The organism is Paracoccus sp. Arc7-R13, from assembly GCF_004010775.1.
Lineage (GTDB): Bacteria > Pseudomonadota > Alphaproteobacteria > Rhodobacterales > Rhodobacteraceae > Paracoccus > Paracoccus marcusii.
The window spans coordinates 1,446,009-1,461,458 of sequence record NZ_CP034810.1; the positions used below are offsets into that span (position 1 = coordinate 1,446,009).

At 66.6% G+C, this 15,450-nt stretch carries 15 protein-coding genes and 2 pseudogenes; 9 read left to right on the forward strand and 8 right to left on the reverse strand.

Annotated elements, in window-relative coordinates:
* Positions 1-1,657 precede the first annotated feature (1,657 nt).
* The 3 genes from EOJ32_RS07205 to EOJ32_RS07215 all read left to right on the forward strand — a co-directional run bounded on the left by EOJ32_RS07205 (position 1,658) and on the right by EOJ32_RS07215 (position 5,757).
* Positions 1,658-1,930 (forward strand): hypothetical protein, encoded by a 273-nt coding sequence (locus EOJ32_RS07205; RefSeq protein WP_046000905.1) that lies wholly within the window; start codon positions 1,658-1,660, stop codon positions 1,928-1,930.
* A 410-nt stretch (positions 1,931-2,340) separates the two neighbouring features.
* A complete protein-coding gene (locus tag EOJ32_RS20570) occupies positions 2,341-4,920 on the forward strand; it encodes a Hint domain-containing protein (protein WP_127898092.1) in 2,580 nt (859 codons plus the stop codon).
* 285 nt (positions 4,921-5,205) lie between these two features.
* Positions 5,206-5,757: an exonuclease domain-containing protein gene (locus EOJ32_RS07215; RefSeq protein ID WP_240542517.1), complete on the forward strand. Its 552-nt coding sequence runs from the start codon at positions 5,206-5,208 to the stop codon at positions 5,755-5,757.
* Positions 5,758-5,776: 19 nt separating this feature from the next.
* Here EOJ32_RS07215 and EOJ32_RS20665 read toward each other — a convergent pair.
* Positions 5,777-6,013 (reverse strand): annotated as a pseudogene (locus tag EOJ32_RS20665) (hypothetical protein); the annotation flags it as partial.
* Entirely contained in the window at positions 6,010-6,627 is a 618-nt protein-coding gene (locus EOJ32_RS07225) for a thermostable hemolysin (protein WP_127898093.1), read from the reverse strand. The gene EOJ32_RS07225 and the pseudogene EOJ32_RS20665, both read right to left, overlap by 4 nt.
* A gap of 158 nt (positions 6,628-6,785) precedes the next feature.
* Between EOJ32_RS07225 and EOJ32_RS07230 the strand changes: the two genes are divergently transcribed.
* The 3 genes from EOJ32_RS07230 to EOJ32_RS07240 all read left to right on the forward strand — a co-directional run bounded on the left by EOJ32_RS07230 (position 6,786) and on the right by EOJ32_RS07240 (position 9,081).
* Entirely contained in the window at positions 6,786-7,439 is a 654-nt protein-coding gene (locus tag EOJ32_RS07230) for a response regulator transcription factor (protein ID WP_046000918.1), read from the forward strand.
* A complete protein-coding gene (locus tag EOJ32_RS07235; protein WP_127898094.1) occupies positions 7,436-8,659 on the forward strand; it encodes a HAMP domain-containing sensor histidine kinase in 1,224 nt (407 codons plus the stop codon). Before EOJ32_RS07230 ends, EOJ32_RS07235 begins: the two co-directional genes overlap by 4 nt.
* Before the next feature lie 86 nt (positions 8,660-8,745).
* Positions 8,746-9,081 (forward strand): hypothetical protein, encoded by a 336-nt coding sequence (locus EOJ32_RS07240; protein WP_204245752.1) that lies wholly within the window; start codon positions 8,746-8,748, stop codon positions 9,079-9,081.
* Between the two features lie 72 nt (positions 9,082-9,153).
* Here EOJ32_RS07240 and EOJ32_RS20670 read toward each other — a convergent pair whose 3' ends face one another.
* The 4 genes and pseudogenes from EOJ32_RS20670 to EOJ32_RS07255 all read right to left on the reverse strand — a co-directional run bounded on the left by EOJ32_RS20670 (position 9,154) and on the right by EOJ32_RS07255 (position 10,876).
* The gene (locus tag EOJ32_RS20670; protein ID WP_371706129.1) at positions 9,154-9,372 is read right to left on the reverse strand and encodes a hypothetical protein; all 219 of its coding nucleotides are present in this window, start codon (positions 9,370-9,372) and stop codon (positions 9,154-9,156) included.
* On the reverse strand, positions 9,288-9,506 hold the full coding sequence (locus tag EOJ32_RS20380; RefSeq protein WP_240542518.1) for a hypothetical protein: 219 nt from the start codon (positions 9,504-9,506) through the stop codon (positions 9,288-9,290). The genes EOJ32_RS20670 and EOJ32_RS20380 overlap by 85 nt, the downstream gene beginning before the upstream one ends.
* 135 nt (positions 9,507-9,641) lie before the next feature.
* Positions 9,642-10,106, reverse strand: a pseudogene (locus EOJ32_RS07250) (DUF1348 family protein).
* Positions 10,103-10,876 (reverse strand): ABC transporter ATP-binding protein, encoded by a 774-nt coding sequence (locus EOJ32_RS07255; RefSeq protein ID WP_240542519.1) that lies wholly within the window; start codon positions 10,874-10,876, stop codon positions 10,103-10,105. Before EOJ32_RS07255 ends, EOJ32_RS07250 begins: the two are co-directional and overlap by 4 nt.
* Before the next feature lie 33 nt (positions 10,877-10,909).
* On the opposite strand from EOJ32_RS07255, the gene EOJ32_RS20090 reads away from it, so the two are divergent.
* Complete coding sequence (locus tag EOJ32_RS20090; RefSeq protein WP_164871350.1) at positions 10,910-11,131, forward strand: hypothetical protein; 222 nt, start codon at positions 10,910-10,912, stop codon at positions 11,129-11,131.
* Between the two features lie 60 nt (positions 11,132-11,191).
* Here EOJ32_RS20090 and EOJ32_RS07260 read toward each other — a convergent pair whose 3' ends face one another.
* Positions 11,192-13,666, reverse strand: coding sequence for an ATP-binding protein (locus EOJ32_RS07260; RefSeq protein ID WP_127898095.1), 2,475 nt, complete (start codon positions 13,664-13,666; stop codon positions 11,192-11,194).
* Positions 13,663-14,160 (reverse strand): molybdopterin-dependent oxidoreductase, encoded by a 498-nt coding sequence (locus EOJ32_RS07265; RefSeq protein WP_127898096.1) that lies wholly within the window; start codon positions 14,158-14,160, stop codon positions 13,663-13,665. The genes EOJ32_RS07260 and EOJ32_RS07265 overlap by 4 nt, the downstream gene beginning before the upstream one ends.
* Before the next feature lie 235 nt (positions 14,161-14,395).
* On the opposite strand from EOJ32_RS07265, the gene EOJ32_RS07270 reads away from it, so the two are divergent.
* Together EOJ32_RS07270 and EOJ32_RS20385 are read left to right on the forward strand one after the other, a co-directional pair.
* Positions 14,396-15,007, forward strand: coding sequence for a response regulator transcription factor (locus tag EOJ32_RS07270; RefSeq protein ID WP_240542520.1), 612 nt, complete (start codon positions 14,396-14,398; stop codon positions 15,005-15,007).
* Positions 15,008-15,137: 130 nt separating this feature from the next.
* Entirely contained in the window at positions 15,138-15,413 is a 276-nt protein-coding gene (locus EOJ32_RS20385; protein ID WP_240542521.1) for an STAS domain-containing protein, read from the forward strand.
* Positions 15,414-15,450: the final 37 nt, after the last annotated feature.

The following is a 15,450-nucleotide window of genomic DNA, read 5'->3' on the forward strand; positions in this document are numbered from 1 at the left end:
CACACCCGCATGGTCTTGGCGTGGCGGATCTCGAACATCGAGCCATGGTCCGCCACTGGTCCGAGGACCATGGCGAGGGGACGCCGACTTCTGCGTCGAGGCGCTGAACGAGGCCATCTATCGGTTCGGACCGCCGGACATCATGACCATGGAGCATGGTCGCGCCATCGGTCCAAGCGGCCAGTGGTCTGCTCACTGACAGGAGAAGCAACGCAACCCGATCAGCAGGAGCAGATCAGAGCTTAAAAAGCGCCAGATCCTGTCAAAAGAATGGAGAGCACATCAGTGAAGGAAAAATTCCGTAGCAGATCAGCAACCCTGGCCCGCCATATTTAACGTGTTGAACGTATTATCTCGGCGGTAAGGAAGTTGCGGCAGCATTTAACGATCAGTGGAAGATGAACTTAGCAATATCAATTCATACGGTCGACGATGGAAATGCATCCCGATCGAAGCCACGCACAAGGCTGCAAGCCGTGCTTCCTGAATGCGTTTAGCTCTTCCTGTAATCCTTCAGCAGCCGTATCGCCTGATCGACCTTGGACTCTATCAGCTTGTCCAGAAAGGCGGGCGCCGACATGGCGGACCTGCTTTTCATCGGAGGCACGTGCTTTGCGGCCTTCGATTTTGTGTCTGATTTGGGTCGCGCGCGCGTGGTGTTCTTTCGGATCGTCGCCATTGATCAAGCCTTGGTCTGTGCAGCGTCTGAACCGGAACCCCCGCCTGATGTTCCAGGAGAAGGATTTTAATCTGAACCGGAGCGGGAGGAACGTCGAGCTGACGGTTATTGCGTTCCGCACCGCCGCCCTGACTTGCATCTTGTCGCGACGTTGCTTTCTCTCCTGTTACCCACCACGGCCTGTAGGTAGGCCGTTCTATTAGGAACCTCAGATCGGGTGCACTTCCAAGCGTGGCTTGATCCGCCATCGCATATTTTTCCCGTGAAAGCGTACCTGTTATCGAATGCTTTTCATTGGCCTGTACGTACCTCCACAAGATGAACACCTGATGCGTTCCACGAGATTGATTATGGCCTGCAATCTGAAGTTGGCGCTTGTCGGCATGTTTCGGAACGCGTTGAGAGCGTCACGACCGGGGTGTTACACCGGTCCCAACGCTTCGGCGCATCGCAACAGCTGATTGCCCATTGCCAAGGTACCTGTACCCGAAAATGGTATGCTCCTCGCAGTCATCACGATTTGATAGTTTCGGCCTGAATCAACAGTGAATATTTGATGCAATCGGCCGGATGGTGCCAATGCTAATTAAGTTCAGCCACAGACTGACTGTCGACCGAAGTTTGGATAGCTAAAATCAGTTCTCCGTAAATTAATCTGCAATTGATGCGGCCGCTGCCCGAATAGTTTGCAATATCTTAGGCCAGAGCGCGGCACGCTGAGACTGCTTACAATAGAGCGACAAATAATTTGCAAAACGTACGACAGTTTCGATTTTTGGAGCAACGTCCTTCCAATGACGTCCGACACGTCGCTTTAGGATAGACAAAGCGATCACAATTGATCGCAGTGTCGTGGGTGTCTTGACCTTACAACGGTGGGAAGCGCTACCTAGCAACGCGGTGATGGAGAATACCGCGAAATGAATGAACGGTTGAGTGAGGTGCGGGTTATAGGGCCGCGCGCTACCTGGGTGATTGATGATCGATCGTGAATTGCGCGACCGGTTCGTGGCCGCGGGCGTGCCCGAAACCCAGGTTGATCCCATCCTCTCCTATTTCGACCTTTATGGTGGGGCTGCCGAAATCACCTCAGAGGAAGAATATCGGAATGCGGCTGCCATTTATCTGACGCTGGATGGACATCTGGCGCCTGACGATGCGCACAGCGCCGTTGCCCGCTATGTCATCCATCTTGGGGTGCGGTTGGCTGAGTGGGATGGCAAGCACACCGTACCAAGCGTCCTGCGGTGACCATAAAGCCCATGGGCGCCGTCGCTTCGTCGTCTGATGCATGGTAACGATTTCGCCATCACCGGCGCAAATGTGCCGAAAAATACAATCGTGAGTTGATTGGTTAACGGTGTCTTGCTACGCCGAACCTTCGCGGCGCTGGTCGAGCAAAGCCGACCACCGACTGACAACAACCCGATTGCAAAGGTTGCACGCTTGCCTGTCCAAACTCCGCACCCCCCTGCAATCCGCAGACATGCGCCACGGCGACAGCCCTCCATGACGCAGACTGCCGGGCAGTTCCGGGAAAGGCCGCATTCGCGGACCCGTCTGCCCCTTCGTACCTAGTGCACATTCATGTCTGAGCCGACACCGCGATCCGCGGTGTCTCTTCATCATGCCCGGACCATGGGCTGGACACAGGACACATCATGCCGACGACCTTCAACTGGATCTCTCTTGGAACGCCCCGCAACGCCACCGGCGGCATCGTCACGGTCGACCCGTCAGAGATAATTGCCGGCGCAGAAAACGCATCCAGCCTCCTGACCGCCGCGTCCGGTTCGGGGCCCCGGGTGTTCGGTTCGCAAGGCGCGCCGCTCTACAACAGCATCACCTCTGCAACAATGATCAATCGCAGCGGCAGCGACAATGCGCTGGACACGGATACGGCCGTCGGCACATTGGCGGATCGCTTTACGACCAACATTGGCGCCGGAGTCCAGACCTTCAACTTTGACGCCTTGGTCAATTACAACGGCACCGTGACCTATGCGGATGGATCGACCGCGTCGAACGTGACGCTGCTGGTGGTGCAGGCGGAAACGGGCGAACTGTTTCTTGCGCCGCCGCCGGCCACGGGTTCGAACGCGGCGTTGACGCTCAAGCCGATCCAGTCGATCCGGCTGGATTCGGTGGCGAATAATGACGTCAACTTGTTGATCGACCGCCAGCTTGGGATATTCGACGATGGATTTGTCGATGGCACGGCCGGCGCCGACGTGATCGGTCCCAGTTATGTAGAGCCTGCCGCCGGCGGCTCCGACCGGATCGACGGCAATGACGGGCTGACCAGCGCGGGCACCAATTTCAACGATGACCGTATCCGCGCGGGCGCGGGCAACGACACCATCGACGGCGGTCTTGGAAACGATCTGATCGACGCGGGCGAGGGCAACGACCTGGTCAACCTGACGGGGGTGTTCGGCAACGACACCATCACCGGCGGCGCGGGCAGCGACACGCTGTCCGGGGCGACGCTGACGGCCGCGTCCACCGTCACATTCAACGGCGGCTCCGGCACCTTTGCCAGCGGAGGCAGCACGGCCAGCTTCAACACCATCGAGGCCGTCACCACCGGCGCCGGCACCGATACGGTCACCATCAGCGGGACCGCCGCGGGAAGCTTTGCCACGGGCGCCGGGGCGGACACGATCACCGCGGGCGGTTCCGGCGCGGATACCATCAATGCGGGCGACGGCGACGACCTGATCAACTTGACCGGGACGTTCGGCAGCGACAACATCACCGGTGGCGCCGGCAGCGACACGCTGTCAGGGGCCACGCTGACTGGCGCGTCCACGGTCACGTTCACCAACGGCACCGGCACCTTTGCCAATGGTGGCAGCACGGCCAGCTTCAATACCATCGAGGCGATCACCACCGGCGTGGGGGCCGATACGGTTAACGCGGCCACCAACACCTCGGCCGCCAGCTTCGCCCTGGGTGCGGGAAATGACAGCTTTATCGGCGGCCTTGGTGCCGAGACGATCGATGGCGGGGCGGGCGACGACACGATCGTCTCGGGTGGCGGTGCGGATGTCGTCAACGCGGGGGACGGGCAGGACCTTGTCGATGCAGGTGAGGGCAACGACTATGTCGATGCAGGGGCCGGAAACGACACCGTCGCCGGCGGTGCGGGCAACGACACCCTGCTGGGTGGCACGGGCGACGACCAGCTGAGCGGCGGCAGCGGCGACGATAGCCTGCTGGGGGGCGCCGGCAACGACGTTCTTCTGGGTGGCGACGGAAATGACTATCTGGACGGCGGCCCTGGCGCCGACACCTTGACCGGTGGCGCGGGCAACGACGTCTTCGTCGTGTCGAACGGCGATCTCATCACCGACTTCACGACCGGCGACCCGGCCAACAACGACAGCGTGGATCTGACGGCCTTCTACAACGATGACAACCTGGCGATCATCAATGCGCAGCGGGTGTCGGCGGGGCTGACACCCTACAACTCCGCCTTGGGCTGGCTCAGGGCGGACCAGGCCGATGACGGGGTGCTGAACAGCATCCGGACCGATGCGGGCTTTGCCGAAAACGTCACGCTGAGGATCCAGAACGGCGGAACGGCGGTGACGGCGGCGCAGCTGACCGAAGGCTCGACCTCTGTGCTGTGCTTCGGGTCGGACGCGCTGATCCAGACGGTGGACGGTCCCGTGCCGGCCGGTGCGCTGAAGGTGGGCGACATGGTCATGACCCGCGACAACGGCGCGCAGCCCATCCGCTGGGTCGGTCAGCGCGTCATCGATGCGGCCGCCTTGGCGGACCGGCCCGCACTTGCGCCCATCCGCATCCGCGCCGGCGCCCTGGGCCAGGCATTGCCCAGCAGCGACCTGATCGTCTCGCCACAGCACCGCATCCTGGTGCGATCGAAGATCGCCACGCGCATGGTTGGCGCGCCCGAGGTCCTGGTCGCCGCCAAGCAGTTGATGGCCGCCGACGGCATCGACGTGGCGGACGATCTGGCCGAGGTGACCTATGTCCACTTCCTGTTCGACGACCACCAGATCGTCCTGTCCAACGGGGCGGAGACCGAGTCGCTTCACACCGGACAGGAGGCGCTGAAGGCGGTCCCCGTCGAGGCGCGTGCCGAAATCCTGGCCCTGTTCCCGGATCTGGCCGATGGAACGTCGCGTGCGGCCGTGCGCCCCATGCTGACCGGGCGGCTGGGACGAAAGCTAGCGGAACGCCATGCCCGCAACAGAAAGGCGCTGGTCGCCTGAAGATCGGAAAGCCGTGCCGATTCTTGGCCCGCCTTTTGCCCAACTTGAGGGGTAGGTTTGCATAGTCGCCGCCGGGCGTGGCGTCGGCCCGCGGGGCAGGGTTGTCTGACCAGGGACGTGGCTGCACTGTAATCGTGGTATCTGGTCAGGCGAACCGGAGGGCATCCGATCGTCAATGCATCGCGGCCGAACTGACGCTGCGAAGCGGTTGCATCGTGCCGGCAGATGTCCGACGATAGCGGCGTCGTCTGACGTGACGCGGCGGCTTTGGTGGCGAGGATTTGCATGACCCGGTTCGATCGGCCTTTCGGGACCATGCCCGACGTACATCTTCATGATCGACGCGGGGCGGGTCGCGGTCTGCCGACGTCCGGGATCGATCTGCAGGCTGCCAGGCCAGCCTTCGGCCATGCCGATCAGGTTCCCGTGGGCAGCTTTCGCTTCGTCGCGCTGGACGTCGAGACGGCGTGCAGCGACGCGGCAAGCATCTGTCAGATCGGCTTGGCCTGCGTGCAGCCGGATGGCGAAATCCAGACGTTTTCGATGCTGGTCAACCCCAGGTCGCGATTCGACTCGTTCAACATTCGTCTGCACGGCATCGGTCCGGACCATGTGGCGCAGGCCCCCGGCTTTGCCGAGGCGCTGGAGATGCTGCTGCCTCTGCTGACGCGCCATCAGCTTGTGCAGCACAGCAATTTTGACAAGCAGGCGATGAATGCCGCCTGCCGGACCTGCGGCCTGAACGTTCCCGATCTGCGCTGGCCAGCGGCAGCGCTGCGTCGGGTCGCGGCAGGCGGTCGATCAGCGTGGCGCCGGAATCGGCCAGCAGGTGATTGACCTGCCCGGCGGAAAAGAAGCCCGGCACCGGCACCACGCGGCACCCGGCCAAAGTCGCGGCCAGATCGGCGATGACATAGTCCAGCCCGACAAGGCGCAGACCGACCGTCCGGGGCCCGCCCGCGAAACCGGCGGCCGCATGACCGACGGCACGGGCAAGGCCCGCCCAGCTGATCGTGCGGTCACCGTCACGGAACGCGATGGCGTCGGGCCGCTGGCGGGCATGGCGGGCGAGGGCGTCGAAGATCGGGATCATCGGGGGGAGACCTTGCTGAAGCTGCGGGAGGGGCGGGGCATGAAGCGCAGCGGTTCGGACCGTTCGGCCAGCGCGCAGACCCAGGGGTTCGTGTCGTAGTAGCGGCCCCAGCAGGCCGCATCGGGCAGGCATTCCGCCCGCGCCGGTGCCAGCGCCAGCAGCGGCACGCCGGTACGCTGCAGCATCGCGACCAGGGCGGTCGTGGCCGTGAACAGGCCCCAGCTTTTGCCCTGCAGGCGGCCCTCGGCGGCGATGGCCTCGATCAGGGGCAGGGTGGCGATGGGGCGGGGGCAGGCCATCGACACGACCTCCAGGATGTCGTCGTCGTGAACCGCGCGGCCGCTGCGTTCGGACAGCAGCTGCGCCACCGGCCGGTCCAGATAGACCTGTGAAAAGAACCCCGCCGCCGCATCGCGCAGGCCCGCCGCCCCCAGCACCGCGCCCGAGGCCGACCGCGCCACCGCCAGGGGAACCGCGGACAGGGTCATGCGGGCGTCGAAGGCGTCATGGAAATGGCCTTCGATCATCAGGGCCGCGGCCTGCCAGCCGGGGTCCAGGGGCTGCAGGATCTGCATGTGCATGGCGTCGTCGGACAGGTGGCGCAGTGCATGCATGGTGGGGCCTTTGCGTGGTTCGTGCCCCTGATCTGACGGGCAAAGCTTGCAGCAGGCTTACAGACAGGGAAGCCATCATCACGACGCCGTGATGCGTTCTTTTCCGTTGATCCGGCTCCCCCGTCCCGCCATGTCTTGGCGGAACGAAGGGAAATCGGATGCGTGTGCTGCTGATCGAAGACGAGGCCGATATCGCCGATGCGCTGGTCCGGTACCTGCGGGCGCAGGGTCATGCGGTCGATCACGCGCCGGACCTGGACACCGCGCGCGCGGCCTTGGAGGTTGCGGGCTTTGACGCGATCCTGCTGGACCTGGCGCTGCCGGACGGGTCCGGGCTGGTGCTTCTGCGCGAACAGCGCCATCGCGGCAACCGCGTGCCGGTGATCATCGCCACCGCGCGCGACCAGATCACCGAACGCATCGCCGGGCTGGATGCGGGCGCGGACGATTACGTCGTCAAACCCTATGACCTGGCCGAGATCGAGGCGCGTCTGCGCGCCAATGCCCGCCGTGCATCGGGCGATCCGGCGACGGAAAGCCGGCTCGGCGGGCTGCGGGTGGACCGCGCCGGAGCCCGCCTGTTCAAGGACGAGACCGAGATCCGCCTGACCTCGCGCGAATGGGCGCTGTTCGACGCACTGCTGTCCGCGCGGGGCAGGGTGCTGTCCAAGCAGGCGCTGGAGGATCGCCTCTATGCCTTCGACGACGCCATCGAGGGGAACGCGGTCGAAGTCTATGTCTCGCGGCTGCGGGGTAAGCTGGGGGCCGATGCGATCCAGACGCGGCGCGGCCTGGGATACCTGATCCCGTGACGCGGCCCTGGTCCCTGCGCGGCAGGCTGGTGCGCCGGGTCGTGCTGGGGGCCTGCGCCGCGTGGCTGGCGGGGGTGGCGCTGGCCGCGACGGTGATCTCTCACGAGATGTCCGAGCTGATGGATGACAGCCTGGAGGCATCGGCCCGGCTGTCGCTGTCGCTGTACCGTGGCGCGGGTCAGGTCGGGACACTGGCCCCGGGCGACAGCGCGATCCGCATCATTGACGGGGGCGTGTCGGTGACCGACGCGCCCTGGGCGCCGGTCACCGCCGATGGCGGCCAGGACCTGCCCGGCTGGCGGGTGTTCCGCCTGGCCGATCCGGCGGGCGATCTGGTCGTCGAGGTCGGCCACACAACCGCCTGGCGCCGCGACGAGCTGCGCGAAAGCCTGACCTGGCTGGTGGGGCTGATGCTGCCGGTCCTGCTGGCCGCGCCTTTGGCGATCCGCGGGGCGGTCGGGTCGGCGCTGCGGCCCGCGACGCGCTTCGCGGGCGAATTGCGTCGGCGGTCGGCCCAGGACCTGTCCCCCGTCGCGACCCCGGACCTGCCGATCGAACTGGCCCCGATCCCGCGGGCGTTGAACGGCTATCTGGATACGATCCGCGCCCGGATCGATGCGGAACGCCAGTTCGCCACCAATGCCGCGCACGAGTTGCGCACGCCCATCGCCGCCGCGTCCGGCCAGGCGCAGCTGATCGCGGCGGGGCTGGCCGACGACGCGGCGGCGGGGCGGCTGGCCGGCGCGCTGGGGCGCATGGGCCACCTGGTCGAACGCCTGCTGCAGCTGTCGCGGGCCGAGGCGGGGGCGATGGGCGCGGGCCCGTGCGACCTGATCCGCGTGGCGCGGATGGTCATCGACGACATCGGCCAGCCGGTGATGTTCGACGACGGAGAGATGACGCAGGCCCCGGTGGCCGTCGATCCCGACGCGCTGGCGCTGATCCTGCGCAACCTGTTGCGCAACGCGGTCGACCACGGGACGGGGAACCTGCGGGTGCTGATTTCGGCGGGGCCGGCGTTGACGGTCAGCAATGCGGTCGGGCCGGGCGCGGCCTTTCGCCATGCGACCTTCGACAAGGGCGCGGGGTCGCAGGGTGCCAGGCTGGGCCTGGCCATCGTGACGCGCATGGCCGCGGCCCACGGGATTGCGATGCGCTATGCGATGACCGACGCGCGCGCCCGCGTCACACTGGAGTTCGGGCCGGGGCCGGATGCCTGACGCCGCGCCCGGCGATGCGCATCAAGCGACCTTTTGTCTTTCGCGCGGGTCGGGCATATGCTGGCCCGATGGATCAGGGACAGACAGTGCCACAGCAGGATGAGGACGATCAGGGGTCGGTGACCCCCGATCCCGCGGGCCCCATGCCCCCTGCACTGAAAAGCGACACGCGGCAGACCAACTGGCGCCGTGCCAACCTGCTGAAATACAGCGCCCATCTGGCGGTACAGCGGGCGCTGGCCTCGGGGCAGCTGCAAAAGCGGCCCTGCGAGGTCTGCGGCGCAGAGACGGTCGATGCCCATCACGACCACTATGACCAGCCGCTGGCCGTGCGCTGGCTGTGCCGCACCCATCACGTCAAGCTGCACCATTACGGCGAGGACATGTTCCCCATCGGCAACACGCCCCGGGACCAGGACTGAGGGACGGCCCCGCAGTGGGCCCGCGGCCCCGTCCGGGGCGTCCCAAAGTTCCCAGTTCCTAGGCCGCGGCCGTCACCAGGCGTTATAGGCCAGATACTTGCCCGACATCTCCCGCCTGACGCGGTTGCCTTTGGCGTTGGTCTCTCGGGTCACGGACATCTCGAAGTCGATGGCGGACATGATGCCGGTGCCGAACTCCTTCTCGATCAGCGCCTTGATGGTGGGGCCATAGACGCCCGCGATCTCGTACAGGTATAGAGGCAGAGGTCCGTTGGCACCGCTTGGCTCCAGATCTTGGTGGGCGGTTCGGACAGCAGGTCGGCCGCATCGGCGGGCAGGTCCAGCGCCGTGACCAGTTCCTGCGCCTTGTCGAAGGGAAAGGCGTTCATGCCCATGCAGTCCGAATGCGTGAAGACCTGCGACATGCCGATGCGCTGAACGATCCCCCCCAGGACAGGCCCTTGGCCTTTCTGGCGGCCAGGATCAGGGCGGTCACGTCCTCGCCGGTTAGGGTGTGGGCAATCTGGTCTTTCATGGTCGTCTCCTTGCGGTAAAGGGGGTTACATGCCCAGGTCAGTCAGGCCAGGATGATCGGCAGGGCGCGGCCCTTGCGGCCAGCGGAACAGGCGGTCGGCGTCGCCGATGGCGACGTCGTTGATCGAGGCGTGGCGTGCGGCCATTAGGCCCCCCGCGTCGAACTGCCAGTTCTCGTTGCCGTGGGACCGGAACCACCGGCCCGCGGCATCGTGCCATTCATATCAGAACCGCACCGCGATGCCGTCGGGGGCGTGGCACCACAAAGCCTTGATCAGGCGATAGCTCTGTTCGGCCTGCCACTTGCTGACCAAGAACGCCTGCACCTGGTCGCGGCCATGCAGGAAGTCGGACCGGTTCCGCCAGACGGTGTCGGGCGTATAGGCCAGCGCGACGCGGGCCGGATCGCGGCCGTTCCACGCGTCCTCGGCCATGCGGACCTTGAGGAGCGCGTCTTCGCGCGAGAAGGGCGGCACCGGCGGGCGGGTCATTCGGTGATGGCCCGCAAATGTGCCGGGACTGGTTCAGTCAGGTCGATGCGCACCGGATCGGGGCGTTGCTCCGCCCCGCCCGAGGCCTGTCCCGCCCGTTCCGCGGACCGCCTGCCCAGGAACCGCACCAGGTGGTCGCGGATCGGATAGTAATTCGGGTGATCGACGATGTCGGTGCGCGCGCGTGGCCGCGGGATGGCGATCCGAACCGATTCCGCCACCCGCGCAAAGGGTCCGTTCGTCACCAGCAGGATGCGGTCTGCCAGAAGGATCGCCTCGTCGATGTCATGGGTGATCATGAAGACGGTCCGGTTGGTGCCGCCCCATATCTTCAGCGGCTCGTCCCGGATGGTGCCGCGGGCCAGCGCGTCCAGCGCGCCGAACGGCTCGTCCAAGAGCAGCAGCTTGGGGTGGTTGGCAAAGGCGCGGGCCATGGACACGCGCTGGCGCATGCCGCCCGACAGTTGGCTGGGCTTGCGGCGGATCGCCTGCGCGCTCAGCCCGACCATCGACAGGTACCGGGTCGCGACCTCATCGACCTGTGCGCGCGTCCAGTGGGAATGGCGGGCGCGCACCCCGAAGCGGACATTGCCAAGCGCGGTCAGCCACGGCAGCAGCGCGTAGTTCTGGAAGACCACGCCGCGGTCCAGGCTGGGGCCGGAAATCTCGGCCCCGTCCATGGTCACGACGCCGGAGGTGGTTTGCGCCAAGCCCGCCAGGATGTTCGTGATCGTCGGTTTTCCGCAGCCCGAATGGCCCAGGATCACCACGAATGCGCCCCTGTCTATCCTGGCGGGGCGGTGATGACGGATGCCCAGATGCGCATCCTGGCCCGCGACACCGTGCTGAACGCCATGCGCGAGGCGGGCGGCATGGTGTCGGGCCGCGACGGCGCCGCGGCCCTGCTGGGCGTTGCGGCCACGACGCTGTATTCGCGGCTGGCCAAGTACGGCGTGCTGGAGGCCGAGTGTGCACCCCCCCGCGGTCCCGACCAGCCAAGCGAAGGGGCGACGCGGCGGTCCTGACGGCACGCGATGACCCAGGGTCCGGTGGGGCCCCAACGAACCCCGGTGCGGGCAGGAGCATCACGGGGACATGGCGCCGATGGCTGCCAGCCGGTTCAGGATGCCCGCAAGCGTGCCGGCCGTCAGCCCGCTCTCAAGGTCGCTCAGGGCATCGCGCAATTCGGACAGGCCCAGCAGCGCCACGAACCCGGCCATCCGATGGGCCAGATGCGCCGCATCCGACAGGGTCGCCGGATCGGCCGTCAGGTCATCCAGCCGGGCCAGCCCGTCGTGGAACTCAGACAAAATGCGGTTCAGCATCCTGTCGGCATGCTCCGCCCCGATGTTGCCGGCCAGATGGCGCCGGGCGGCGTCCCTGGCCGGGGACGCGCCGCGCATGGTCGCGACGCGATCCAGCAAGGGGTCCAAGGCCTGGAAGGACAGCGGCTTTGTCAGCGTGGCCGACATGCCCGCCGCCTGGAACCAGTCCTGATTCGCGGGCCGGGCATGGGCCGTCAGGGCGATGATCGGCGTGGCGACGTTCGGGCCTTGCGCGCGGATCCGCGTCGCGGCGGTGATGCCGTCCATGCGGGGCATGCTGATGTCCATGAAGATCAGGTCGAACCGCTGCGCCAGCGCGGCATCCACGCCCTGTTGCCCGTCCACGGCCTCGACGATGTCGCAGTTGCGGGCATGCAGCATCTCGCGGACGACCATCCGGTTGACCTCGTTGTCCTCGACCACCAGCACGCGGCGCCGGGGACCGGGCGCGGGGGGCGCAGGGCGGGCGGGGGTTGTCACCGGGGGCGGCAGCGGCTGGTCGGCCAGCGGCACCGTCAGGATGAAGCAGGCGCCCTGTCCGATCGCGCTCTCCACGCGGATGTCGCCGTCCATCAGCCGAGTCAGGCGGCGCACGATGCCAAGGCCCAGGCCCGTCCCCTCGACCGTGCGGCGGAACGACGGGTCGAGGGTCACGAACTCTTGGAAGATGCGTGCGTGATCCTCGGGGGCGATGCCGATGCCGGTGTCATGCACGCGGAATTCGACCAGACCGCGCTGTCGCCGGTCGATGGTGACGGTGATTCGGCCGCCTTCGGTAAACTTGATGGCATTGCCGATCAGGTTCATCAGGATCTGCGTCAGGCGCGCCGGATCGCCCAGGACAGGGCAGGCCGCGTCCCCGATCATCTGCGCCGACAGCGTATTCCCACGTTGCCGCGCCCGCGCCTGCAGCGCCTCCAGAAGGTCCAGCACCAGCCTGCGCGGGTCGAAGGCGACCTGCTCCAGCGGCATCGCCCCCGCATCGGCCCGCGCGATGTCCAGGACCGAGTTGACATGCCCCAGCAGCAGGGCGCCCGATTGGGCCATGACCTCGGCATAGGGGCGCTGCTGCGGGTTCAGCGGGGTGGCGGACAGCAGGTCCAGCGTGCCCAGCAGGCCGTTCAGGGGGCTCCGCATCTCGTGGCTCATGACGGTCAGCATCTCGTCCTTGGCACGCTCTCCGGCGACGGCGCGGTCGCGGGCGCAGATCAGCTCATCGGCCTCCTGCACCTGGCGGGTGACGTCGCGCACGAAGGCGATCATGACCGGTCCCCGTTCGCTGGGCGCGCGGGCGACGGTGACCTCGATGGGAAAGATCTCGCCGGACTTGCGCATCGCCGTGGCCCGGACCGGACGGCCCGGATCGGTGGCCGGTGTGGAGATGTCGGCCAGGAACCCCCGTACCTCGGCGCGGGCGGCCTCGGGGACGATCAGGGTCAGCATGTCGGCGCCCAATGCCTCTTCCGCGCCATAGCCATAGATACGCTGCGCGGATTCGTTGAAATCCAGGATGCGGCCGTCGGTGTCGGCCACGACGATGGCGTCGTGGGATGTGGCGATGACCGTGCGCAGCCGTGCGTGCGTCGTGGCGATCCGTGCCGCCTGGCGCCGCGCGCGGTCCGCCATGACCGCCAGCGCCGCGACCACCAGCGTCACCGCCACGACCATCATCCCGACAAGCAGGGCCAGGTCGTGCATGGCCGCGGACACCTGTTCGCGCTGGCGGTCGGACTGCCCCGAGAACAGCCGCACCCCCTCCAGCGACGCGGACCGCACCACCGGGCGCAGGGCCGCGACCCGGGCCTGCAGCGTGGGCAGCGCGTCGCGCAGCCGGTCGTCGGACCCGTCGATCAGCGGCACGATGGCGTCCAGCGCGGCCTCTGTCTGGTCCAGCCTGCGGCGGGCGGGGTCGTCCTGACGCAGGGTCTGGAACACGCGTCCGGTCGTCAGCGTCCGCATGCGGGAATAGAGGATGTCGAACCGCGTCCTGACCTCGGCCAGCATCGCGGGGTCGCCGGGCTGCGCGCGGGCGTCGCCGACCGCGACCAGCAGGGCCAGCAGCTCGACCTCTGACTGGGCCAGCGACCACTGGATGCTGTCTGAATTCGCGGTGGCAAGCTGGTCGATCTGGCGCCGCGCATCGGCGCTGACGACCCAGACCACGAACCCGCACACGGCGATCGAGACCGTCAGGACGGCCACCGCGACCTGCAGCCGGGTGCGGATGGCGCTCATGGCACCGGTGCGGTGCTGAGACGGTTGAGCTGCCAGATGCTGCGGGAGTAGATCACCTCGGTCTGGTACTGCCGGTCGGCGTCATAGGGATAGACGATCCACAGCGGTCCCTTGTCGCGAACCGACATCTGGCGGTCGTCCATCAGATAGGCCACCAGGGGCACGTCCGGGCCGATCTCGGCCAGGGGTATGCTGATGGCATAGTCGTTGATCGCGGTCGCCGACACCTCTCCTGTGCTGCCGGGGCCGGTGGCGATGCCGGCATCCGCCAGGATGCGGGCCAGCGGGACGCCGGTGAAGCCGTGCACCCCTTCGGTCCAGACGGTCGAGGTGCTGATCTGCGCCTCGCCCAGGGCCTGCAGCGCCGGCAGGTCATAGCTGCGCGACCCGTCCGGACCGTCGACGCTGAGAAGGGCCGCCTCCTGTGCCAGAGCCGGCCCGGCCAGGGCAAGGGCGGCGGACAGAAGGGTGCCGTGAAGGAATGTGCGAACCATGAGGGTATCCCGATGCAGTCTGGCGATCATGGTCGGAAATGTCGCATGGACGACACAGACACGCACGACATCATTCGTATCGGACGCTATACGAACGGATAGTCCGGTTGTATCCTTTGGCACAGACGGGCGGGCCATGCGGATACGGCCGGATCGAAGACCTCCGATCATCGGGTATCACGGACCCCGGCAACACAGGCTAGCATGTCTGGCTTGCCGCGTAAGAGGTGAAGTCGTGAAAATTTTACTGGCTGATGACCATGACCTGATCCGAGAGACCCTGGTCCTGTATCTGGGTGCGCAGATCGACGCCCAGGTCGTCGAGGTCGGCGATGTCGCCGGCGCGGAACGGGCGATCGCGCAGGCGGGGGACGTTCCCTTCGATCTGGCGCTGCTGGATTACGACATGCCGGGGATGGACGGGCTGGCGGGACTGGCCGTGATCCGCGGCCTGATGGATCCGCGCCCCGTCGCGATCCTGTCGGGGACCGCCTCGCGCAGCGTGGCGCGGGACGCGATGGCGGCGGGGGCGCGGGGCTTTCTGCCCAAGACGATGAACGCGCGGTCGCTGGCCGCGGCCGTGACCTTCATCGCGTCCGGAGAGATCTTCGTGCCCTACGGTTATCTGGAACAGGACGACCACGCCCCCGTGGGCGAATTGACCGCACGCGAGACCCAGGTCCTGCGCGGCCTGACCGAGGGGCGGTCGAACAAGGATATCGGGCGGCTGCTGGGCCTGCAGGAGGTCACGGTCAAGCTGCACGTCAAGACCCTGTGCCGCAAGCTGGACGCCAGGAACCGCACCCAGGCCGCGATGATCGCCCGCGACCGCAAGATGATCACCTGATCTGACCTGACGAACGATCCGTTGCCGGACGACCCCGCCGCAGGCGGGCTGTCCGGTCCTGTCCGGGCCGCACCTGTCAGTGCCGGTCGCAGGCCTTCCCATGCCATTCTTACCAGAGACGGGGCCGCACATGCGTGACTTGACGATCGATCATCCCGACCACCCCATGGCCGTCGACCGCGGCATGTTCCGCATCACCCGCCCCGTAGCGGGCCGCAGCTGCGAGATCCGCCTGCGGACCGGGCGCCTGACCGCGACGAACGCCACCGCCTTTCGCGACCAGGTCTATGACCTGATCGACCGGGGCGAGGATCGGCTGGTCGTCGACCTTGCCGCCGTCGATTTCATAGACAGCACCGCCATCAGCGCGCTGGTGGGCGTGCTCAAGCGCCTGGGCATGCGCTGAGAGATCGTGCTGTGCGGCCTGTCGGGCAGCGTCGCGG

Bases quoted from the DNA above. Each gene is read 5' to 3' on its own strand.
- EOJ32_RS07205 (WP_046000905.1), top strand. From the start codon at position 1,658: ATGATCGATCGTGAATTGCGCGACCGGTTCGTGGCCGCGGGCGTGCCC.
- EOJ32_RS20570 (WP_127898092.1), top strand. From the start codon at position 2,341: ATGCCGACGACCTTCAACTGGATCTCTCTTGGAACGCCCCGCAACGCC.
- EOJ32_RS07215 (WP_240542517.1), top strand. From the start codon at position 5,206: ATGACCCGGTTCGATCGGCCTTTCGGGACCATGCCCGACGTACATCTT.
- EOJ32_RS07225 (WP_127898093.1), bottom strand. From the start codon at position 6,627: ATGCATGCACTGCGCCACCTGTCCGACGACGCCATGCACATGCAGATC.
- EOJ32_RS07230 (WP_046000918.1), top strand. From the start codon at position 6,786: ATGCGTGTGCTGCTGATCGAAGACGAGGCCGATATCGCCGATGCGCTG.
- EOJ32_RS20380 (WP_240542518.1), bottom strand. From the start codon at position 9,506: ATGTCGCAGGTCTTCACGCATTCGGACTGCATGGGCATGAACGCCTTT.
- EOJ32_RS20090 (WP_164871350.1), top strand. From the start codon at position 10,910: ATGACGGATGCCCAGATGCGCATCCTGGCCCGCGACACCGTGCTGAAC.
- EOJ32_RS07260 (WP_127898095.1), bottom strand. From the start codon at position 13,666: ATGAGCGCCATCCGCACCCGGCTGCAGGTCGCGGTGGCCGTCCTGACG.
- EOJ32_RS07265 (WP_127898096.1), bottom strand. From the start codon at position 14,160: ATGGTTCGCACATTCCTTCACGGCACCCTTCTGTCCGCCGCCCTTGCC.
- EOJ32_RS20385 (WP_240542521.1), top strand. From the start codon at position 15,138: ATGCGTGACTTGACGATCGATCATCCCGACCACCCCATGGCCGTCGAC.